This window comes from Streptomyces sp. SA15 (genome assembly GCF_002291145.1).
Classification (GTDB): domain Bacteria; phylum Actinomycetota; class Actinomycetes; order Streptomycetales; family Streptomycetaceae; genus Streptomyces.
Genome location: NZ_NTGE01000213.1, coordinates 1 through 21,055, shown reverse-complemented (window position 1 = coordinate 21,055; position 21,055 = coordinate 1). Strand labels below are relative to the sequence as shown.

General features: G+C 69.5%; 19 protein-coding genes. 5 read left to right on the top strand and 14 right to left on the bottom strand.

The features are described 5' to 3' along the window. Nucleotides 1-53: 53 nt before the first annotated feature. A complete protein-coding gene (locus tag CLM62_RS45715; RefSeq protein ID WP_095755820.1) occupies nucleotides 54-311 on the bottom strand; it encodes a hypothetical protein in 258 nt (85 codons plus the stop codon). Between the two features lie 165 nt (nucleotides 312-476). Here CLM62_RS45715 and CLM62_RS45710 point away from each other — a divergent pair, with 165 nt between their 5' ends. After that, nucleotides 477-2,045: a metallophosphoesterase family protein gene (locus CLM62_RS45710; RefSeq protein ID WP_179382501.1), complete on the top strand. Its 1,569-nt coding sequence runs from the start codon at nucleotides 477-479 to the stop codon at nucleotides 2,043-2,045. A gap of 24 nt (nucleotides 2,046-2,069) precedes the next feature. Here CLM62_RS45710 and CLM62_RS45705 read toward each other — a convergent pair whose 3' ends face one another. The 11 genes from CLM62_RS45705 to CLM62_RS45655 all read right to left on the bottom strand — a co-directional run bounded on the left by CLM62_RS45705 (nucleotide 2,070) and on the right by CLM62_RS45655 (nucleotide 16,217). Beyond that, nucleotides 2,070-2,948: a DUF4429 domain-containing protein gene (locus CLM62_RS45705; protein WP_095755818.1), complete on the bottom strand. Its 879-nt coding sequence runs from the start codon at nucleotides 2,946-2,948 to the stop codon at nucleotides 2,070-2,072. Between the two features lie 81 nt (nucleotides 2,949-3,029). Further along, nucleotides 3,030-4,799, bottom strand: a complete 1,770-nt coding sequence (locus CLM62_RS45700) for an IucA/IucC family siderophore biosynthesis protein (RefSeq protein ID WP_095755817.1) — start codon at nucleotides 4,797-4,799, stop codon at nucleotides 3,030-3,032. Next, entirely contained in the window at nucleotides 4,796-5,341 is a 546-nt protein-coding gene (locus tag CLM62_RS45695) for a GNAT family N-acetyltransferase (protein ID WP_095755816.1), read from the bottom strand. Before CLM62_RS45695 ends, CLM62_RS45700 begins: the two co-directional genes overlap by 4 nt. Further along, nucleotides 5,338-6,624 (bottom strand): lysine N(6)-hydroxylase/L-ornithine N(5)-oxygenase family protein, encoded by a 1,287-nt coding sequence (locus CLM62_RS45690; protein ID WP_095755815.1) that lies wholly within the window; start codon nucleotides 6,622-6,624, stop codon nucleotides 5,338-5,340. Before CLM62_RS45690 ends, CLM62_RS45695 begins: the two co-directional genes overlap by 4 nt. Further along, nucleotides 6,608-8,050 (bottom strand): lysine decarboxylase DesA, encoded by a 1,443-nt coding sequence (desA, locus tag CLM62_RS45685; RefSeq protein ID WP_095755814.1) that lies wholly within the window; start codon nucleotides 8,048-8,050, stop codon nucleotides 6,608-6,610. Before desA ends, CLM62_RS45690 begins: the two co-directional genes overlap by 17 nt. 144 nt (nucleotides 8,051-8,194) lie before the next feature. Beyond that, nucleotides 8,195-9,049, bottom strand: a complete 855-nt coding sequence (locus CLM62_RS45680; RefSeq protein ID WP_095755813.1) for a siderophore-interacting protein — start codon at nucleotides 9,047-9,049, stop codon at nucleotides 8,195-8,197. Nucleotides 9,050-9,167: 118 nt separating this feature from the next. Beyond that, nucleotides 9,168-10,214, bottom strand: a complete 1,047-nt coding sequence (locus CLM62_RS45675; protein ID WP_095755812.1) for an ABC transporter substrate-binding protein — start codon at nucleotides 10,212-10,214, stop codon at nucleotides 9,168-9,170. Nucleotides 10,215-10,440: 226 nt separating this feature from the next. Then, nucleotides 10,441-11,601, bottom strand: a complete 1,161-nt coding sequence (locus CLM62_RS45670) for an acyl-CoA dehydrogenase family protein (RefSeq protein ID WP_095755811.1) — start codon at nucleotides 11,599-11,601, stop codon at nucleotides 10,441-10,443. Nucleotides 11,602-11,607: 6 nt separating this feature from the next. Further along, entirely contained in the window at nucleotides 11,608-12,561 is a 954-nt protein-coding gene (locus tag CLM62_RS45665) for a hydroxymethylglutaryl-CoA lyase (protein WP_095755810.1), read from the bottom strand. After that, a complete protein-coding gene (locus tag CLM62_RS45660; RefSeq protein WP_095755809.1) occupies nucleotides 12,558-14,594 on the bottom strand; it encodes an acetyl/propionyl/methylcrotonyl-CoA carboxylase subunit alpha in 2,037 nt (678 codons plus the stop codon). The genes CLM62_RS45665 and CLM62_RS45660 overlap by 4 nt, the downstream gene beginning before the upstream one ends. A gap of 6 nt (nucleotides 14,595-14,600) precedes the next feature. Beyond that, complete coding sequence (locus tag CLM62_RS45655) at nucleotides 14,601-16,217, bottom strand: carboxyl transferase domain-containing protein (protein WP_095755808.1); 1,617 nt, start codon at nucleotides 16,215-16,217, stop codon at nucleotides 14,601-14,603. 85 nt (nucleotides 16,218-16,302) lie between these two features. Between CLM62_RS45655 and CLM62_RS45650 the strand changes: the two genes are divergently transcribed. From CLM62_RS45650 to CLM62_RS45635, 4 genes are all read left to right on the top strand, one after another. After that, nucleotides 16,303-16,902, top strand: coding sequence for a TetR/AcrR family transcriptional regulator (locus CLM62_RS45650; RefSeq protein ID WP_095755807.1), 600 nt, complete (start codon nucleotides 16,303-16,305; stop codon nucleotides 16,900-16,902). A gap of 158 nt (nucleotides 16,903-17,060) precedes the next feature. After that, entirely contained in the window at nucleotides 17,061-18,218 is a 1,158-nt protein-coding gene (locus CLM62_RS45645; RefSeq protein ID WP_095755806.1) for an acyl-CoA dehydrogenase family protein, read from the top strand. A 36-nt stretch (nucleotides 18,219-18,254) separates the two neighbouring features. After that, nucleotides 18,255-19,121, top strand: a complete 867-nt coding sequence (locus CLM62_RS45640) for an acyl-CoA thioesterase II (RefSeq protein WP_095755805.1) — start codon at nucleotides 18,255-18,257, stop codon at nucleotides 19,119-19,121. Nucleotides 19,122-19,346: 225 nt separating this feature from the next. Then, nucleotides 19,347-19,814, top strand: a complete 468-nt coding sequence (locus CLM62_RS45635; RefSeq protein WP_257004480.1) for a hypothetical protein — start codon at nucleotides 19,347-19,349, stop codon at nucleotides 19,812-19,814. A gap of 28 nt (nucleotides 19,815-19,842) precedes the next feature. On the opposite strand, the gene CLM62_RS45630 is transcribed toward CLM62_RS45635, so the two are convergent. Then, entirely contained in the window at nucleotides 19,843-20,631 is a 789-nt protein-coding gene (locus CLM62_RS45630; protein WP_095755862.1) for a phosphatase, read from the bottom strand. 119 nt (nucleotides 20,632-20,750) lie between these two features. Continuing rightward, nucleotides 20,751-21,055 (bottom strand): helix-turn-helix domain-containing protein (locus CLM62_RS45625; protein ID WP_143659279.1); only part of this gene is annotated, 305 nt, incomplete at its 5' end.

The following is a 21,055-nucleotide window of genomic DNA, read 5'->3' as shown; positions in this document are numbered from 1 at the left end:
GCGTTTCGCAGTCGTTTTCGATGGATCAGCTTCGATGGATCAGCTTCGATGGATCAGCCGTAGACCATGCGGCGCAGCTGCCGGAGGGTGAGCTCCGGCGGTGCGACCGCCCGGTACTGCAGGTCCGCCCCGATCCGTTCGAAGATCGTCGCGTTCACCAGGCCCTGGGCCTGCAGCTCGCGGTGGCGGCGACGGACGTAGTCCTCGGTCGTCTCGTCGAAGTAGGCGAGGACGTCCTGGATCACACGCAGCGCCTCGCCCCGGCTGAGGGGCGTGGACCGCGTCAGATGATCGACAAGTTCGTCGTGCACCCGGTAGATCCTGGGGTACCGGCGACAGTTTCGCAAGAATCCTGCCCGATTTCGGGCAGGGGCGTGTTGGAGCACTTATGGGGCGCCCATGGGAGTCCTTTGGCCGGTTGTTCCCCGGGCAGATGTGTGGGGTGTGCAGCTTGTGACCTCATGGACATTCCTCGTATGGGCGTACCCGAGCGGCTCGCCGAAGGCATGAGCATGGCCGAGCAGCACGAGTACCTGTGCGCCAGATTCTCCCGGCGCACGATGATCAGGGGCGGCGCGGTCACGCTGGGCGCCGTCGCGGGTGGCGCGTTCGTGCCGGGTGCCACCGCACAGGCCGCCGTGAAGACCCCGGCGGTCGCTCCCGCGACCGAGACCGTCGACGGCGCCCTCGTCGCCCCCTTCGGCCGCCACCTCGCCTACGGCAACGACCCGCGCACCGAGATCACCGTCTCCTGGCAGGTCCCGGTCGCCGTCAGGAAGCCCTTCATCCGGGTCGGCGGCCACCCCTGGGACCTCTCCCGCAAGATCGACGCCGAGGTGCGCACCCTGTACACCCCGGCCGGCGTCGGCGCGAGCGCCGACCACACCCAGTACTACGTCCACGCCCGGCTCACGAACCTGCGCCCCGGCAAGACGTACTACTACGGAGTCGGCCACACCGGCTTCGACCCCGCCGAGCCCCACCTGCTCGGCACCCTCGGCACCTTCACCACCGCCCCCGCCCACAAGGCCCCCTTCACCTTCACGGCCTTCGGCGACCAGGGCGTCAGCTACCACGGCCTCGCCAACGACGCCCTGATCCTCGCCCAGAACCCCGCCTTCCATCTGCACGCCGGTGACATCGCCTACGGCGACCCGGCCGGGCAGGGCAAGACCTCCGACACGGGCTTCGACTCGCGCGTGTGGGACCAGTTCCTGTACCAGACGGAGTCCGTCGCCAAGCAGGTCCCGTGGATGCCGGCGTACGGCAACCACGACATGGAGGCCTGGTACTCGCCGAACGGCTACGGCGGCGAGGAGGCCCGCTGGACAGTCCCCGACAACGGGCCCGACAGCAAGAACCTGCCCGGCGTCTACTCCTTCGTCTACGGCAACACCGCGGTCATCTCGCTCGACGCCAACGACATCTCCTTCGAGATCCCGGCCAACCTCGGCATCTCCGGCGGCACCCAGACCAAATGGCTGGAGGCTCAGCTGAAGAAGTACCGGGCGTCGAAGGACGTCGACTTCGTCGTCGTCTTCTTCCACCATTGCGCCTACTGCACCTCCACCTCGCACGCCTCGGAGGGGGGCGTGCGCCAGGAGTGGGTGCCGCTGTTCGAGAAGTACACCGTCGACCTCGTCATCAACGGCCACAACCACGTCTACGAGCGCACGGACGTCATCAAGGGCGGCGAGGTCACCAGGCAGCTCCCGATCGGCGGCACCGCGTACCCCGAGACGGACGGCGTGGTCTACGTGACGGCGGGCGCGGCCGGCCGCAGCCTGTACGCCTTCAGCGCCGACCAGTCCTACGAGGGCCATGTGAAGGACGACGACGCCGTCGCGTCCTTCGTCTGCCTCGCGGACGGCGCCCAGCAGAAGGAGACCGTCGCCTGGTCCCGGGTGCGCTACCTCGACTACTCCTTCCTGCGCGTGGACGTCACCCCGGCCGCCGCGGGCCGTACGGCCACGCTGAAGGTGCGGGGCATCGCCGAGACCGGCGAGCAGGTCGACCACTTCACGGTGGCGCGCAGGGTGAGGTGACGCAGGGCGAAGCAACTCCCTGCATCACATCCTCTTGAGGATCGCCTGCTTGGCCATCGCGAACTCCTCGTCGGTCAGCACGCCGGTGCGGTGCAGCTCGCCGAGCTCCCGCAGCCGGCGCAGCAGCGCGTCGTGGTCGTCCTCGCCGGTGGACGGGGCAGTCGGCTCGGGCTGCGGCGGTCGTACGTCCTTCGGGGCCGCCGCGGCCGGATGAGGGAGGCGGGCCTGGACGGCCGCCGCGACCAGGGCCATCAGCGGGTCCTTCTTGAAGCCCCACAGGTCCACGGAGTTGGGGTCGTACTTGGGCGGGGCCTTGGTCGGGGCGTTCCGCACGGTGAAGCGGAGGTAGCCGTTCTCCAGGCCGACCGACGGCTGCCACTCCACGGCGACGATGTCGGCCAGTTCGAGGATGCGGGTGCCGGCGGCGGCCTTGGAGTCATCGGTCTTCCAGTTCCAGTCCAGGCGGACGCGCTCGCCGTCGAAGCGCGCGGTGCCGTCCCCGGCGGAGACCGACAGCGGTATCGCCGGGCCCGGCAGCAGGTACGTGTCCACCGGGTCGGCCGGGACCTGGTCCAGGAGCAGGGCGTTACGGACCTCGTCCGCGAAGTACTCGGCGACGCCGTAGCGGTCGGACTCGACGGTCAGCTGGTACGGGTCGTGCGGCTCGATGAGCCGGCCGCCGGTCGCGTGCAGCAGCGGATCGGAGCCGTCGCGCAGCCGCAGCCTCAACCGCCCGGTCTTCTTGCCCTGCTCGAACGAGATCCCCGCCAACGCGCCCAGCGGGACGACGAGTTCACCGAGGGTCTTGCGGAGCAGACTGACGTTCTTGTCCCGCCCCGGGGTCAGTCGCAGGGCATCGCCGTCGAAGGTCCAAGTGCCGTCCTTCTGGAGGATTTCCGCCATACAAGGATTGTTTCACCCCAAGGCGACGGGCACCCCGGAGGACCGTACTCCGGGGTGCCCGTCTGTCTGTGGGGGCGGGGTCTACAGCCCCGCGATGGGGTTCTCCAGGTTGCCGATCAGCTGAAGCGCGGCCGCCGGGTCCGCCAGGTCCACCATCTGCTCGTTGTTGCGCAGCTGGAGGCGGTTGAGGCAGGACAGCGCGAACTCGGGGGTGAACATGTCGTACTGCTTGAACTTGTCGGCGAGTTCGGGCACCGAGCGCTGGTAGTCGCGGGTCACCTCCGCGACCGTCCGCCAGAAGTCCTCCTCCTCCAGGACCCCCTCGGTGGCGAGGTTCGCCGCGAGGAAGCGGAAGAAGCAGTCGAAGACGTCCGTGAAGATCGACAGGAGCTTCTTGTCCTCGGGGACCTCGACCCGGATGCGCTGCACCTCGGGCGGCAGCACCGCGTCCGGGTCCATGACGGCGATCTCCTCGGCGATGTCCTTGTAGATCGCGCGCTGGACCACGCCGTCCTTCAGGACCAGGATCACGTTCTCGCCGTGCGGCATGAACACCAGGTCGTAGGCGTAGAAGCTGTGCAGCAGCGGGGTGAAGTACGCCCGCAGGTAGCGGCGCAGCCACTCCGTCGGGGTGAGTCCGGACTGCTCGATCAGCGCGCCCGCGAAGGACGCGCCCTCGTGGTCCATGTGGACGAGGGAGGCCATGGTGGCGAGGGACTCGCCGTCCTGGAGGGAGGAGACCGGGCTCTCCCGCCAGAGCGCGGCGAGCATCTTCCGGTACGGCGAGTAGCGGTCCGTCGCCGCCTCGTACTCCAGGTGCCGGTAGCCCACGGCAGCCCGCTCGCGGATGATCGACAGGCCCGTCGACTTCAGCACCGGGTCGCCCTCGATCAGCTGGCCGAGCCAGTCGTTGATCGCCGGGGTCGCCTCCATGTAGGCGGCCGACAGACCGCGCATGAAGCCCATGTTGAGGACGGACAGGGCCGTCTTCACGTAGTGCTTCTCGGGATGCGAGTGGTTGAAGAAGGTACGGATGGACTGCTGGGCCAGGTACTCGTCGTCGCCCTCGCCCAGGCAGACGAGGTGGCCACGAGCGATCTCGGCGGCGAAGGTGACGGTGAGCTTGTTCCACCACTGCCAGGGGTGGACGGGGATGAGCAGGTAGTCGGCGGGGTCGAGGCCCTGGTCCGAGAGTGTGTCGCGGAAACGGTTCAGCGTCACATCGCCCAGCTCGTCCCGCAGGAAGGACTCGTACTCGATCCCGACGCCCGCCGTGAACGCCGCCCGCGAGCGGTGCGCGGCCAGCCACACCAGCCGGACCGGGCTCGCGGTCTCGGGGGCGTACGACAGGTACTCGTGGATCCCGAAGCCGAGCCGCCCGTTGTTGGCGACGAAGCAGGGGTGGCCCTCGGTCATGCCGGTCTCGATGTCCTGGAAGCCGCTCTTCGTGAGCTCGGCGACCGGGACCTGCGGCTTGGTGAGCTTGTAGCAGGTGCCGGAGAGGGTCGAGGAGATCTCCTCCAGGTAGACCGGCAGGATCTCGTCGCTCAGGCCCAGTGTCTGCTTCAGCTCGATGAAGAAGTCCAGGGCGGCGAGCGGGAGTTCGGCGCTGTTCCGGGTGCGGGTGATCGAGTCGGCGTCCACCTGCCAGTGGTCGAGGGCGCGGCGGGTGGCGGTGAAGCGGTAGCGGGTCAGGCCGTCGTCGCTGCGGACGACGTACTCACCGCCTTCCTTCTCCGGCGCGATCAGCCGCTCGTGCGCGAACTCGGCGAGCGCCTTGCGGAGGAGTTGGCGGTTGGCCTGCTCCCAGCGCTCGGGGGAGAGGTGGGCCACGGCGTCGGCGAGGCTCATGCCATCACCGCCGTGGCCGCGACGCTGTGCCTGTCAAAGAACTGTTCCCGGGTGCAGAAGCTCAACAACGCCTTCTTCTCCGGCTTCTGGATCTCTCGGTCGGGGACGAACCCGACGGCTTCGTTCAGGGCGTGCACGGCCTTGTTGGACACGTCCGGCTCGACGACGACGCGTTCCACCGCCGGGTCCTCGAAGAGGTACGCCATCACGGCGGTGATGACGGCCCTGGTGAAGCCGTGCACGGGCCGGTCGGTGGCCGGCACGAGGAAGTGCATGCCGACGTCTCCCGGCTGCGGCTCGTACAGGCCGACCAGCTCACGGTGGGCGGGGTCGTACCGCTCCATCAGGAAGGCGGGCTCGCCGTCGCGCAGGCCGAGGTACGCCTGCTGGTGCTCGTCGGCCGCGATCTCCATGTAGGCGCGCTCGACGTCCTCGAGCCTGGCGTCCTGCATCATCCAGAAGGCCGCCTTGGGGTGGGTGAGCCAGGAGTGCAGCAGCTCGGCGTCCTTCAGGGGATCGAGCGGGCGGAACGTGATGGTCATACGGCGAACTCCTGGAATGCGATGGACTTCTCGACCGGGTAGTACTCGGTGCCGAGCAGCTCGCGGATGATGTAGCTGTTGCGGTACGCGCCCATGCCCAGGTCGGGGCTGGTGACGCTGTGCGTGTGCACGCCGGCGTTCTGCAGGAAGACGCCTCTGCCCGTCACGTCGATCGCGTAGTTGCGGGCCACGTCGTAGTTGCCCTGGGAGTCGTAGCGCAGCCGGTCCCGGACGGGCGCGAGGAACTCCGGCTCGGCGTACTTGTAGCCGGTGGCGAGGACCAGGCCCTGGGACTCGATCTCGTAGTCCTTCTCCTGCTCCTCCTGGCGGAACGACAGGGTGTACGTGCCGTTCTCGTACCGCGCGCCGGTGAGGGAGGAGTTGGTGAGCAGCCGCGTGGGCACGGGACCGCCGAGGTTCTTCTGGTACAGCAGGTCGAAGATCTCGTTGATCAGGTCGCCGTCGATGCCCTTGAACAGGCCCTTCTGCTGGGCGGTGAGACGGTAGCGGGTGGCCTCCGGCAGCTCACGGAAGTAGTCGATGTACTCCGGGGAGGTCATCTCCAGCGTGAGCTTGGTGTACTCCAGCGGGAAGAAGCGCGGGGAGCGGGTGACCCAGTTCAGCCGGTAGCCGTGGACGTCGATCTCGCTGAGCAGGTCGTAGTAGATTTCGGCGGCGGACTGGCCGCTGCCGACCAGCGTGATCGACTCCTTGCGCTGCAGCTCCTGCTTGTGCTGGATGTAGCGGGAGTTGTGGATGAAGTCGCCGCCCAGGCCCTGGCAGGCCTCGGGGATGTACGGGGGCGTGCCCGTGCCGAGGACGAGGTGGCGGGCGCGGTACACGTCCCCGGCCTCGGTGCGTACGAGGTAGTGCTCGTCCTCGTACGTCACCTCCGTGACCGTCGTGTTGAACCGGATGCTGCTCAGCTTGTCCGCGGCCCAGCGGCAGTAGTCGTCGTACTCGACCCGCAGCGGGTAGAAGTTCTCGCGGATGTAGAACGAGTACAGACGGCCTTGGTCCTTGAGGTAGTTGAGGAACGAGTACGGCGATGTCGGGTCGGCCAGGGTGACCAGGTCCGACATGAACGGCGTCTGGAGGTGGGCGCCGTCCAGGAACATGCCCGCGTGCCACTCGAAGTTCGGCTTGGACTCCAGGAAGACGCCGTCGAGTTCGGCGATGGGCTCGGTGAGGCAGGCCAGGCCCAGGTTGAACGGGCCGAGCCCGATCCCCACGAAGTCGTAGGTCTTTTCCGTGGCACCAGTGGGCTCAGGAAGCGCGGTCAAGGGACTCTCCCAGGTACTGCTCGGCATGGCCGGCGATCAGATCGAGGACGGCGGCGATGTCGGACGCCTGCGTCTCGGGGTTGAGCAGGGTGAACTTCAGGTAGTGGCGGCCGCCGACCTTGGTGCCCGCGACGATCGCGTCGCCGGAGGCGAACAGGGCCTTGCGGGCGTAGAGGTTGGCACGGTCGATCTCGGCCGGGTCGGTGACGGCCGCCGGGATGTAGCGGAAGACGAGGGTGGAGAGCGTCGGCTCGACGACGACGTCGAAGCGCGGGTCGGCGGCCAGCAGCTTCCAGCCCTCCACGGCCAGCTCGCAGACCTCGTCGAAGAGCTGGCCGATGCCGTCGGCGCCCATGACGCGCAGGGTCATCCACAGCTTGAGCGCGTCGAAGCGGCGGGTGGTCTGGAGAGACTTGTCGACCTGGTTGGGGATACGTTCCTGCACCATGCGGCGGGGGTTGAGGTACTCCGCGTGGTAGGTGGCGTGGCGCAGGGTGGCCGCGTCCCTGACCAGGACGGCGGACGAACTCACCGGCTGGAAGAAGGACTTGTGGTAGTCGACGGTGACCGAGTCGGCGCGCTCGATGCCGTCGATGCGGTGCCGGTACCTGACGGAGGCGAGCAGTCCGCAGCCGTAGGCGGCGTCCACGTGCATCCACACGCCGTACTGCTCACACAGCTCGGCGACCTCGGGCAGCGGGTCGATGGAGCCGAAGTCGGTGGTGCCGGCGGTGGCGACGACGGCCATGGGGACGAGGCCGTCCTTCTTGCAGCGCTCCAGCTCGCGGGCGAGGGCGACGGTCTGCATGCGCTTGTCGGCGCCGACGGGGATGGAGACCACGGCGTCCTGGCCGAGCCCGAGCAGCTTCGCGGACTTCTTCACGCTGAAGTGGCTGACCTCGGAGGCGAAGATGCGCAGTTTGGCCAGGCTGTCGGTCTTGGCCTCCTCGCGGGCCAGCAGCAGCGCCTGGAGGTTGGACTGGGTGCCGCCGGAGGTGAACACACCGTCGGCGTTCTCGCCGAGGCCGATGCGGGCGGTCGTCCAGTCGATCAGCTTGCGCTCGATGAGGGTGCCGCCGGCCGACTGGTCCCAGGTGTCGAGGGAGGAGTTGACGGCGGAGAGGATCGCCTCGCCGAGCACGGCCGGGATGACGACCGGGCAGTTGAGGTGGGCGAGGTAGCGGGGGTGGTGGAAGTAGATCGCGTCCCGGAGGTAGACGTCCTCCAGTTCGTCGAGCACCGCCACGGTGTCGTGCAGCGGCTTGTCGAGGTCGATCTCGTCGATGCGGGGAGCGAGGGCGTCGACGGTGACGCCGGTGAACGGACTTACGGTGGTGGCGAGTTTGGCCGCCACCCGCTCTATTCCTTCGGTCACGGAGCGGCGGTAGCGCTCCGCGGTCGTGTCGTTGAGCAGGTGCGAGCGCATGTGCGGGTCCTCCGGTGGGGACAGTCCGTGGGGCGGGGAGCGGGGCGGAGCCTCGGCTTCAACTTAGGTTAGCCTAACCTAATTAACTTGGCCGAAACCCTGCCCCTGCCGTGACTGCCGTCACTCTGAACGCAGTTGTCGGGGTCACCCAGCCTCGCGCAGCTGCTCCTCGGTCAGACCCTGCCGCCAGTAGCCGACGAAGGTGACTCTGCGGCGGTCGATCCCGCGCTCACGCACGAAGTGCCGGCGCAGCTCCTTCACACACCCGGACTCGCCCGCGATCCAGACGTACGGGTGCGAGGCGTCGGCGAGTTCGGCGGAGCGGATCGCGTGGAGAGCCATGGGGGAGCTCTCCACACTCTCCTCGTCCTGGACGAGCCAGGTGATCTCGGCCTCCGCCTCCGTCTGAACGTCCTGGATGTCGCCGGCGTGCGGCACCTCCAGCCAGACCCGGGCACGGGTGCCGGCGGGCAGCGACTCGACGATGGCGCAGGCGGCGGGTACGGCGGTCTCGTCGCCCCAGACGACCACGAGATCGGCATCCTCGGGCGGCCGGAAACGGATCGCCCGGTTGTCCGCGATCGCCGGACCGAGCAGCACGACCTTGTCACCGGCGGCGGCCCGCGAGGCCCACCGGGAGGCGGGGCCCGCGGCGATCGCCGCCCCCGGCTCCACGCCGTGCAGGACGAAGTCGATGTCGATCTCGTCGGGGGCGCGCCTGAGGGCCCGGAGCGTGTACGAGCGCATCACCGCGCGTACGTCCTCCGGGAGATCACGCCAGCCCTGCCACCAGTCGTCCCCGAGTTCGACCGGGATGACCGGCTCGGGCTGGCCCGGGTGCGGGAGGAACAACGACAGGGACTGGTCCCGTCCGTCGGAATGAAAGTCCTTCAACTCGGGCCCGCCGAAGGTGACCCGGACGAGGGACGGGCCGAGCCGCCTCGTCCGTACGACCTGCAGGGAGAAGAAACGGAACGGGGCGGCTACAGCCGTAGTCATGGGGCAACTCCTGAATCGACGTCAGGTAGACGTACCTCTAGGGGCGCGGGGAACTGCGCGACCAGCCACATACGGCCCGCAGCTCGCAAACCACAGAAACCCCCACGGCGCTGAGCGTCTAGCTGACCTTCTTTGCCTTCTCAATGGCTTCGGCCAGGTCCTCGACCAGAGGCACGCACTTGTCGTACGACAGAATCGGCTCAGGCGAACGCCCAATAACCTGCCCCGCCTTGACCGCAGGCAGCTTCTTCCACGTCGCCTCGCTGACTTCCGCCGGCTGAATCGTCGAGGAACGGTCATCCATCATGATGATGTCGGCCGCGTACTTGTCGACGTTCTCCCAGCTCAGGCTCTCGAACCAGCCGCCGCCCTCCTTCTTCGCACTCTCCGGCGGCTCGACGAAGTTCACGCCGAGGGCCTTGAAGTACTCGAGGTCGATGGAGAGGTTGGTGCCGGAGACGTAGAACAGCTCCTGGCTCGCGGAGCCGGCCATCACCTTGATCTCGGGCTTGGCCTTGGCGGCCGCGCGCAGCCGGGTGGCGGCCGCCTCGAACCGCTTCTTGGCGTCGGTCACCTTCGCGGACGTCATGTCGCCGCCGAGCGACTCGGCCAGCTCCCACATGCGCTCCAGCGGCTTGGTGAGCTGCCGGTCGTAGACGGAGATGCCGACGCTCGGGGCGAGCTGAGCGATCTTGTCCTTGGACGCCTCGGGCACGTACCAGAGGGTGCCGGCGTCGTCGAACATCGTGCTGATCAGCACGTCGGGTGCGAGGGTCGCGTACTTCTCGACGTTGAACTGGTCCCAGACGTTGCCGAGGACGGTCAGCTTGCTGACGTCCATGTCACCGGCCTGGACATCGGGCTTGCCGTCGGCGGTCTTGGTCGGGCCGAAGACGCCCTTGACCGAGACGCCGTAGTCGTAGAGGGCGGCGGCGACGCCGGTGAACGCGACGATGTTCGCGGGAACCTGGTCCAGCTTCACGGTGGTGCCGCGGTCGTCCTTGAAGGTCCAGGGGCCGGAGGCCTTGGCGCCCGCCGTCGAGTCCGAGCCACTGTCCTTCGAGTCGCTGTCGCCGCACGCGGCCAGGAAGGCGCCGAGACCGAGGGCGCCGCCGGTGGCGAGCAGGCCGCGGCGGGAGAAGTTGGCGGTTCTGGCGTTCGACATGGGATGGATCTGCTTTCGTACGTACGTGGGGCCACTGGGGGGTCCGCGCCTGCGAGTGGCTGGATCGAGATTAGGTTAGCCTAACCTCATCTTTTGTCCAGGGGGCACTGGTACCTGTGCCCCTCGCGGCGCGGGCGATGCCCGTCGTAACGGTGATCCGAATCACAGCGGCACCGCCGGCGGGTCGCCGACGGCGCCCTGCGCCCTACGTCGTCATCCGTCTCGGTCAGCCCGCCAGCCCCAACTCCCGTGCGATCAGCATCCGTTGCACCTCGCTCGTGCCCTCGCCGATCTCCAGGATCTTGGAGTCGCGCCACATGCGGGCCACCGGGTACTCGTTCATGAAGCCGTAGCCGCCGTGGATCTGGGTGGCGTCGCGGGCGTTGTCCACGGCGATGGTGGAGGAGTACAGCTTGGCGAGGGCCGCCTCCTTCTTGAAGGGCTCGCCGGCCACCAGGCGCGAGGCGGCGTCGCGCCAGGCCAGGCGGGCCGTGTGGGCCTTCATCTCCATGTCGGCGATCTTGAACTGGATCGCCTGGTTCGCGCCGATCGGACGGCCGAACGCGTGGCGTTCCTTCGCGTACTTCACCGACTCGTCCACACAGCCCTGCGCCAGGCCGGTCGCCAGCGCCGCGATCGCGATGCGGCCCTCGTCCAGGATGCGCAGGAACTGGGCGTAGCCCCGGCCCTCCTCGCCCAGCAGGTTCGCCGCCGGGACGCGGACGTCGGAGAAGGACAGCTCGCGGGTGTCCGAGGCGTTCCAGCCGACCTTGGAGTAGGGGGCGGCGACCGAGAAGCCCGGGGTTCCGGACGGGACGATGATCGACGAGATCCGCGGGCCGCCGTCCGGCTTGCGGCCCGTCACCGCCGTGACCGTGACCAGGCCCGTGATGTCCGTGCCCGAGTTGGTGATGAAGCACTTGGTGCCGTTGATCACCCACTCGTCCGTCGCCGGGTCGATCCGGGCCGTCGTACGCGTCGCGCCCGCGTCCGAGCCGCCGTCGGGCTCGGTCAGGCCGAAGGCGCCGAGGATTTCGCCCGTGCACAGCCGGGGGAGCCATTCCTGTCGCTGGGCCTCCGTGCCGTACAAGAAGATCGGCATGGCGCCGAGCGAGACGCCCGCTTCGAGGGTGATGGCCACCGAGGAGTCGACCCGGGCCAGTTCCTCCAGGGCCACGCCCAGCGCCAGGTAGTCGCCGCCCATACCGCCGTACTCTTCCGGGAACGGCAGCCCGAACAGGCCCATGCGGCCCATCTCGCGGACGATCTCGTACGGGAATTCGTGGTGCTCGTAGAACTCGCCGATCTTCGGCGCCACGACGTCGTGGGCGAACTCCTCGACCGTACGGCGCAGTTCTTCGAGTTCGGGGGAGAGTCGGTGGTCCATTGTTCTTCACTGCTCCTGGTGGGAGAGGGCCCGGACGGTGCGGGACGGGCTGGGTCGGCCCAGTCGGTCGGCCATCCACACGCTTGTGGCGACGAGACGGCCGAGGTCGACCCCGGTGTCGATGCCGAGGCCCCGCAGCATCCACACAAGGTCTTCGGTGGCGAGGTTTCCGGTGGCGGACTTCGCGTACGGGCAGCCGCCGAGGCCGCCGGCGGAGGCGTCGACCGTGGTGACGCCGTGCTGGAGGGCGGCGAAGGTGTTGGACAGCGCCTGGCCGTAGGTGTCGTGGAAGTGCACGCCAAGGGTGCCGACGGGGATGTCCTGTTCGGTGAGGGCGGTGAGGAGCGCGCGGACGTGGCCAGGGGTCGCGACCCCGATCGTGTCGCCGAGGCTCAGCTCGTCGCAGCCCATGTCGAGGAGCGCCTTGCAGACACGGACGACCTGCGGGACCGGGACCGCGCCCTCCCAGGGGTCGCCGAAGCACATGGAGAGATAGCCGCGGACATGGACGTCCTCCGCCTTCGCCCGCGCCACCACCGGCTCGAACATCGCCAGGGCCTCGTCGAGCGTGCGGTTGAGGTTGGCCTTGGCGAAGGACTCGGTGGCACTGGCGAAGACGGCGACACGGTTCGCCCCCAGCGCCAGGGCGCGGTCCAGGCCGCGTTCGTTCGGCACGAGGACCGGGAGCGCGACGGGGAGGTCGCTGACGAGTTCGCTGACGAGGGGGAACAGCTGCTCGGCGTCGGCCAGTTGGGGCACCCACTTGGGATGCACGAAGCTGGTCGCCTCGATGGTGGTCAGGCCCGCGTCGGCGAGGCGGCGGACGAACTCCGCCTTGACCTCGGTGGGCACGGTCGACTTCTCGTTCTGCAGCCCGTCCCGGGCGCCGACCTCATGGATGCGGACGCGGGCGGGGAGGTCCGCCGCCGGTACGGTCATGGGGAGTCCCTGCACGGTCATTGCGCCGCCACCCCTTCCTCGTCGTGCGGTGCGATGACGGCCAGGACCTGATCCATCGCCACCGTGGTGCCCGGCGTCACGTCCAGCTCGGTGACCGTGCCGGCGTGCGGGGCGGAGATGACGTGCTCCATCTTCATCGCCTCCACGACCAGCAGACTCTGACCGGCGGTGACCTCGTCGCCGACGGCGACCTTCACGACGGTCACCGTCCCGGGCATGGGCGCGGTGAGCGAGTCGGCACCGGAGTGCGCGGCCCGGGTCAGCGACGCGGCGACCGGGTCGTGGTCGCGCACGTGCCAGGCGTCGCCGTCGCGGCCCAGCCAGGTGCCTCCCGGCAGGGCGGCGAAGGTGTGGGCCACGCCGTCGAGCCGGAAAGTGAACCGGAGATCCTCTCTCGTGCCCGGGAGCAGGCTCTTGGCCCTCCGGAGGGACCGCTGGAGGGACCGCTCCTCGCCGTCGAGCAGTACCTCGACGTCGCCGTCCCCGGTGCCGCGCACGCGGACGGTCACGGGGTCGTGCCCCGGCACCCGCATGTGGTGGGCCGTCCAGGCGCGTTCGCCGCCGAGGCGCCAGCCGCCCGGCACGGAGAACGGATCGACCCAGCCGGACCTCCGCGGGGCAAGACCGGCCTGACGCAGCAGCGCGGCGGCCACGTACACCGCTTCCGGTACGTCCGCCGAGACCAGCCCCTCGACCTCCCGCTCGACCAGCCCGGTGTCCAACTCGCCCGCGACCACCGCCGGATGCGCGAGCAGCCGCCGCAGAAACCCGGCGTTCGTCTGCACGCCCAGGACGACCGTCTCCGCGAGGGCCGCGCGGAGTTTCCTGATCGCCGTGGCGCGGTCCGGTCCGTACGCGATCACCTTGGACAGCATCGGGTCGTACAGGCTGCCGACCTCGGTGCCCTCGCCGAGCCCGGAGTCGGTGCGGACGCCGTCGCCCTGGGGTTCGTGGAGCTTGAGGACCGTGCCGCCGGAGGGCAGGAATCCGCGCGACGGGTCTTCCGCGCAGATGCGGGCCTCGACCGCGTGCCCCGTCAGCCGGATCTCCGCCTGCGCGAACGGCAGCCGCTCGCCCGCCGCGACCCGCAGCTGCCACTCCACCAGGTCAAGGCCCGTGACCAGCTCGGTGACCGGGTGCTCCACCTGGAGGCGGGTGTTCATCTCCATGAAGAAGTACGACTTCGGGTCCCCGCCGGGGACGATGAACTCCACGGTGCCCGCGCCCTCGTATCGGCAGGAACGGGCCGCCTGGACCGCCGCCTCGCCCATGGCCGCGCGGGTCTCCTCGTCCAGGAGGACGGAGGGCGCCTCCTCGATGATCTTCTGGTGGCGGCGCTGCAGGGAGCACTCGCGCTCGCCCAGATGGACCACACCGCCGTGGCCGTCCGCCAGGACCTGGATCTCGATGTGCCGGGGCCGGTCGATCCACCGCTCGACGAGCAGCGTGTCGTCGCCGAAGGAGGCGCGGGCCTCGCGGCGCGCGGCGGTGATCTCGTCCGCCAGCTTCTCCGCGTCCCGTACCAGCCGCATGCCCTTGCCGCCGCCACCGGCGGAGGGCTTCAGCAGCACGGGCATGCCGATCTCGCGGGCCGCGTCGGCCAGTCGCGCGTCCGTCAGGCCGCTGCCGCTGGACCCGGGGACCACCGGCACCCCGGCCGCCTGCACCGTCTCCTTGGCCCGGATCTTGTCGCCCATGAGGGAGATCGCCTCGGCCGGCGGCCCGATGAAGACGAGCCCCGCGTCGGCACACGCGCGTGCGAAGCCGGCGTTCTCCGCGAGGAAGCCGTATCCCGGGTGCACGGCCTGGGCGCCCGTGCGGGCGGCGGCCTCCAGGATCCGCTCGGCGGACAGATAGCTCTCGGCCGCGGGCGCCGGTCCGATGCGTACGGCCGTGTCGGCCTCGCGGACGTGCCGGGCGTCGGCGTCCGCGTCGGAGAAGACGGCCACTGAGCGCACGCCGAGCGCGCGAAGGGTGCGGATGACGCGGACCGCGATCTCACCCCGGTTGGCTACAAGCACCGTGTCAAACATGGGTCCTCACATCCGGAAGACGCCGAACTGGGGCTCGCCCAGAGGCGCGTTGGCGCACGCGGTCAGGGCCAGGCCCAGCACCTGCCGGGTCTCCAGCGGTTCGATGATCCCGTCGTCCCACAGGCGGGCAGTCGCGTAATAGGCATTCCCCTGGCGCTCGTACTGCGCGCGGATCGGCGCCTTGAACGCCTCTTCCTCCTCGTCGGGCCACGCCTCCCCGCGGGCCTCCAGCTGGTCCCGCTTGACGGTCGCGAGAACGGACGCGGCCTGCTCGCCGCCCATGACGGAGATCTTGGCGTTCGGCCACATCCACAGGAAGCGGGGGGAGTAGGCCCGCCCGCACATGGAGTAGTTCCCCGCGCCGTACGACCCACCGACCACCACGGTCAGCTTGGGCACGCGCGTGCACGCCACCGCCGTGACCATCTTGGCGCCGTGCTTGGCGATGCCGCCTGCCTCGTAGTCCTTGCCGACCATGAAGCCGGAGATGTTCTGCAGGAACACCAGCGGGATCCCGCGCTGGTCGCACAGCTCGATGAAGTGGGCGCCCTTCTGGGCGGACTCGGAGAACAGGATGCCGTTGTTGGCGACGATCCCGACCGGGTGGCCGTGGATCCGGGCGAAGCCGGTGACGAGGGTCTGCCCGAACTCGGACTTGAACTCGGCGAAACGGGAGCCGTCGACCACGCGCGCGATGATCTCGCGTACGTCATAGGGGGTGCGGGAGTCGACGGGTACGGCGCCGTACAGCCCGTACGGATCCACCTTGGGCTCTGCGACAGACGTGACCTCCCAGGGGAGCGGCCCGCGCGCGGGGAGCGTGGCGGCGATGGTCCGCACGATGCGCAGGGCGTGCGCGTCGTCCTCCGCGAGGTGGTCGGTGACGCCGGACACGCGCGCGTGCACGTCTCCGCCGCCCAGCTCCTCCGCGGTGACGACCTCACCGGTGGCGGCCTTCACCAGGGGAGGCCCGCCGAGGAAGATGGTTCCCTGGTTGCGGACGATGACGGCCTCGTCGCTCATGGCGGGGACATACGCCCCGCCGGCCGTGCAGGATCCGAGCACGGCGGCGATCTGCGGGATCCCGGCGCCGGACATCCGGGCCTGGTTGTAGAAGATCCGCCCGAAGTGCTCGCGGTCGGGGAAGACCTCGTCCTGCATGGGCAGGAAGGCGCCGCCGGAGTCGACGAGGTAGACGCAGGGCAGGCGGTTCTCGAGGGCCACTTCCTGCGCGCGCAGGTGCTTCTTCACCGTCATCGGGTAGTACGTCCCACCCTTGACGGTCGCGTCATTGGCGACGATCACGCACTCACGCCCGCTCACGCGCCCGATCCCGGCGATGACCCCGGCGGCCGGGGCCTGCCCGTCGTACATCCCGTCGGCGGCGAGGGGAGCCAGCTCCAGGAACGGTGAGCCGGGGTCGAGGAGGCTGTCGACCCTGTCCCGCGGCAGCAGCTTCCCGCGCGCGGTGTGCCGGGCCCGCGCCTTCTCACCACCGCCGAGGCGGGCGGCGGCCAGCTTGGCGTGCAGTTCCTCGACGAGTGCCAAGTGGGCCTGTTCATTGGCCCGCCAGGCCTCCGACGCCGGGTCAGCCGCGCTCGTCAGCTCCGGTGCCTGCTCCATCCTGCGGCCCCTCACCTTGTTAATGAGCGTTAACGCGTTTCCTTCAGGTTAACGACCGCTAACCTCTCTGTCTAGAATTGCTTCCATGGCCACCAGAACCGACGCCCCCACCCGCCGCGAGCAGATCCTCAAGGAGGCCGCGCGGCTGTTCGCCGAACGCGGGTTCCACGGCGTGGGGGTGGACGAGATAGGCGCCGCGGTCGGCATCAGCGGGCCCGGTCTCTACCGGCACTTCCCCGGCAAGGACGCGATGCTCGCGGAGCTGCTGGTCGGTATCAGCGGCCAGCTGCTGACGGGCGCGAAACGCCGCCTCCAGGAGGCGGACGGCGTGGGCCCGGAGGAGGTCCTCGACTCGCTCATCGAGGGTCACATCGACTTCGCGATCGACGACCGCCCCCTCATCACCCTGCACGACCGCGAGCTGGACCGCCTCCGGGACAGCGACCGGAAGCTGGTACGGCAGCTGCAGCGGCAGTACGTCGAGCTGTGGGTGGGGGTGGTCCGTGAGGTGTATCCGGGGCTGGCCGAGCCCGCGGCACGGTCGGCGGTGCACTCGGTGTTCGGTCTGCTGAACTCGACACCGCATCTGGGGCGGGCGGGGGTGCTGCCGGGGCGGGGGGCTACGGCTCAGTTGCTGCATCGGATGGCTCGGGGGGCGTTCGGGGCGGCGGTCGCCCAGGAGTGACGTGCGTCTCTGGACAGGCGTCCCAACTGGCCGGTAGCTTTTTGGCTGAGCAAGCGCTTAGCCATCGGTCCGCAACCATCAATTGAGGAACCCCGACGGCGAGCAACCACGTACGCGAGAGCGGCGCCGGTTTAGGCGCAAAGAAGGGCGGTGGCGCGGTGCGCCGGACTGTGTTCAACGAGGATCACGAGGCGTTCCGGGAGACCCTCCGGGCCTTCATCGAGGCCGAGGTCGTCCCCGTCTACGACGAGTGGTTCGCCGCCGGCCAGGCGCCGCGCGACTTCTACTACAAGCTGGCCGAGCTCGGCGTCTTCGGCATCCGCGTCGACGAGGAGTACGGCGGCGCCGGCATCGACTCGTACAAGTTCGAGGCCGTGATGTACGAGGAGACCGCCCGCGCGGGCGTGAGCTTCGGCGGCTCCGGCGTGCACGTGCTGCTCGGCCTGCCGTACATCAAGATGCTCGCCACCGACGAGCAGAAGAAGCGCTACCTGCCGAAGTTCGTCTCCGGCGAGGAGATGTGGGCCCTGGCGATGACCGAGCCGGGCACCGGCTCCGACCTCGCGGGCATGAAGACCACCGCCAAGCTGAGCGACGACGGCACGCACTACGTCCTCAACGGCTCCAAGACCTTCATCACCGGCGGCGTCCACGCCGACCGCGTGATCGTCTGCGCCCGCACCGCCGCGCCCACCGCCGAGGACCGCCGCCACGGCATCTCCCTCTTCGCCGTGGACACCAAGTCCGAGGGCTACTCCATCGGCCGCAAGCTGGACAAGCTGGGCCTGAAGACCTCCGACACCGCCGAGCTCGCCTTCGTCGACGTCAAGGTCCCCGTCGAGGACCTCCTCGGCGAGGAGAACAAGGGCTTCTCCTACCTCGGTCACAACCTCGCCTCCGAGCGCTGGGGCATCGCCTTCGGTGCCTACGCGCAGGCCAAGGCCGCCGTCCGGTTCGCCAAGGAGTACGTGCAGGAGCGCACCGTCTTCGGCAAGCCGGTCGCCGCCTTCCAGAACACCAAGTTCGAACTGGCCGCCTGCCAGGCCGAGGTGGACGCCGCCGAGGCGGTCGCCGACCGCGCGCTAGAAGCCCTCGACGCGGGCGAGCTGACCCCTGCCGAGGCCGCCAGCGCCAAGCTCTTCTGCACCGAGGTCGCCCACCGCGTGATCGACCGCTGCCTCCAGCTGCACGGCGGCTACGGCTTCATGAACGAGTACCCGATCGCCCGCCTGTACGCGGACAACCGCGTCAACCGCATCTACGGCGGCACCAGCGAGATCATGAAGACGATCATCGCGAAGGACATGGGCCTGTAAGGTTCCGGAAATTACTGGCCAGTACAACTGTCGTCCATGAGTCAGGCACTGCACAGTCTCCTCGATCTGCTCGACCTGGAGCAGATCGAGGAGAACATCTTCCGCGGCCGGTCCCGGGCCGCCGTCGTCCCGCGCGTCTTCGGCGGCCAGGTCGCGGCACAGGCGCTCGTCGCCGCCGGCCGGACGGTCCCCGCGGACCGGCCCGCCCACTCCCTCCACGCCTACTTCCTGCGCCCCGGCGACCCCGGCGCGCCCATCGTCTACACCGTGGACCGCATCCGCGACGGCCGCTCCTTCACCACCCGCCGGGTGGTCGCGGTCCAGCACGGGCAGCCGATCTTCCATCTCTCCGCGTCCTTCCAGGCGTACGAGGACGGCCTGGACCACCAGACCCCGATGCCGGCCGCGCCCGACCCGGTCACGCTGCCCACCACCGAGGAACAGGTGCGCGGCTACGACCACCTCGACCCCGACGTCGTCGGAAAGTTCATCGAGATGCGCGAGGCGATCGACCTGCGCTACGCCGACGAGCCGCCGTACGGCAGATTCGGCGAGCCGCGCGAGCCGCACTCCCAGGTGTGGTTCCGCACCAACGGCAAACTCGCTGACGACCCCCTTCTGCACGTCGTCCTCGCCACGTACGTCTCCGACATGACGCTCCTCGACTCCATCCTCCTCGCGCACGGCCGCGGCGGCTGGGCCGTCGGCGACGTGGTCGGCGCCTCCCTGGACCACGCGATGTGGTTCCACCGCCCGTTCCGCGCCGACGAATGGCTCCTGTACGACCAGGAGTCCCCGTCGGCGTACGGCGGCCGCGGCCTCGGTCAGGCCCGCATCTACACGCAGGACGGACGGCTCGCGATCTCGGTGATCCAGGAGGGCGTGGTGCGCGTCCCGCGCTGACGGTTGTCTGCGGAGCTCACCGCAGGTCGTCACCCATTCGTAAGTTTTCGGCCAGGTCCCATTGATCACTCTGCCGTTACCCTGGAAAGCGCTTCACCCCTGTCAGAAGGGCCGCTTTCGGTCTCCCCACGCCACCTGACCCGCGCTGCCACAGGCTCGCCGCACCGACGCTCGCCGTCGTGGCGCCGCGCTCGTGGCCGCCCGTCCGTGAGGAGCCTCCTAGCCGTGTCGATCTTCGGAAGACGCAGCAAGCGTGCTGCCGGGCGCACCGCTTCCGTCGCCGCGCCACAGCCGCCCCCGGCGTTCGCGATCACGATGGACGAGCTGCGGTCGATCGAGCGGGTCACGCTTCACGCCCGGGCGCAGCTGCGCAAGCTGAGCGGCAGCTCCGCATCGACGGTCACCGACGCCAGTGGATCCGCGCTCGTGCCCGTGCTCTACGAACGCGCCGGCGCCGCGCACGCCCTCGGCCACTCCGGCATACCGATGCTCGTCAGCGAGATCGCGCACGTCGAGGCCGCCGTTGTCAACCTGGAGTCGTACGACGGCCACGAGGTGGTGCTGTGCGAGGGATACGCCCTGCTGAACCGGCTCGCGTTCCTCAACGGGCAGGCCCGCGTCACCCAGGAGATCGGCGGAGTCGTCACGCTGCCGGGCGAGCCGGCCGACACTCCGAAAACGACCCGGAGTTGACCTACTCGCCCCCCGCTGCCTCGCCGGACTACGCCAGCCCCGCCTCTTCCAGCAGATACGCCGTCATCGGGTCGTAGTAGCGCGGGCTGAGCACATGGTCGTCGAGGGGGACCGCCACCTGGAGGGTGCCTTCCGACTCGGCGAGGAAGAGGGCCGGGTCGTTGCAGTCGGCGTAGCCGACGGAGTCGATGCCGTGCTGGCCGGCGTAGCCCGCCCAGCCGTGGTCGGCGACGACCAGGTCGGGCAGCGGGCGGCCCTCGCTCTCCAGGGCGGTGAGGATGGCCTTCATCGGTTCGCCGGAGTGGGTGTGCCACAGCGTGGCGCCGTGCTCGAGCATCGCCACGTCCGCGAACTGCATGACGTATCCCTCGTCCGTCTGCAGCCCGTCCGGGATGACCATGATCTCGCAGCCGGCCGTCCGCAGCGCGTCGGCCGTGGCCCGGTGCACGTCCAGCAGGCCGCCCGGGTGGCCGGTCGCGAAGAGGACCCGCTGCTGCCCGTCGGCCGCCTTGCGCAGGCGCCCCGCCAGGCGCTCCAGGGCGGTGACGGTCAGTTCGGGGTCGATGGTGTCCTGGCCGTACCGGTACTCCGGGTCGTCGTTCACGCCCACCCGCTCCGCCATCACCGCGAGCACGTCCTGCTCGTCGGTCCAGCGGTCGCCGAGCTCCAGTCCGAGCCAGAAGTTGCGGACGCCGTTGGCCAACTGGCGGTAGTGGGAGAGGTTGTTCTCACGCGGGGTTGCGACATCGCCCGCGATACGGGTCTTCACAAGGTGCTCGACGAGCTCGGCGCGGCTGGGTGTCCCGGGTATCGGCATGCTCACCATTGTGAGGCAGACAACTGTGGGAACACCCCGCGTCCCGCACGCTGGGACGCGCGTCACGTGGCGCGGGTCACGTGGTGTCCAGAGCTGCTCATGTCTAGAGCCGCTTGTGTCTAGAGCCGCCGCAACGCGAACCACAGCTCCATCCGTACGTCGGGATCGTCCAGGTCCGCCTCCAGCAGGCCCGCGCACCGCGCGATCCGCTGCCGCACGGTGTTGCGGTGTACGGACAGCGCCACCGCCGTACGGTCCCAACTGCCGTGCAGGGACAGCCAGGTGCGCAGCGTCTCGACGAGCACGGGGGCGAGGGGCGCCAGCAGGGCACGCGCGTGGGCCTCGGCCTCCTCCTCGGGCACCAGGTCGGCGAGGGCCGGGCGGGCGCCCTGCCGGGCCAGCGGCGTGCGGGCGGCGCGGGCAC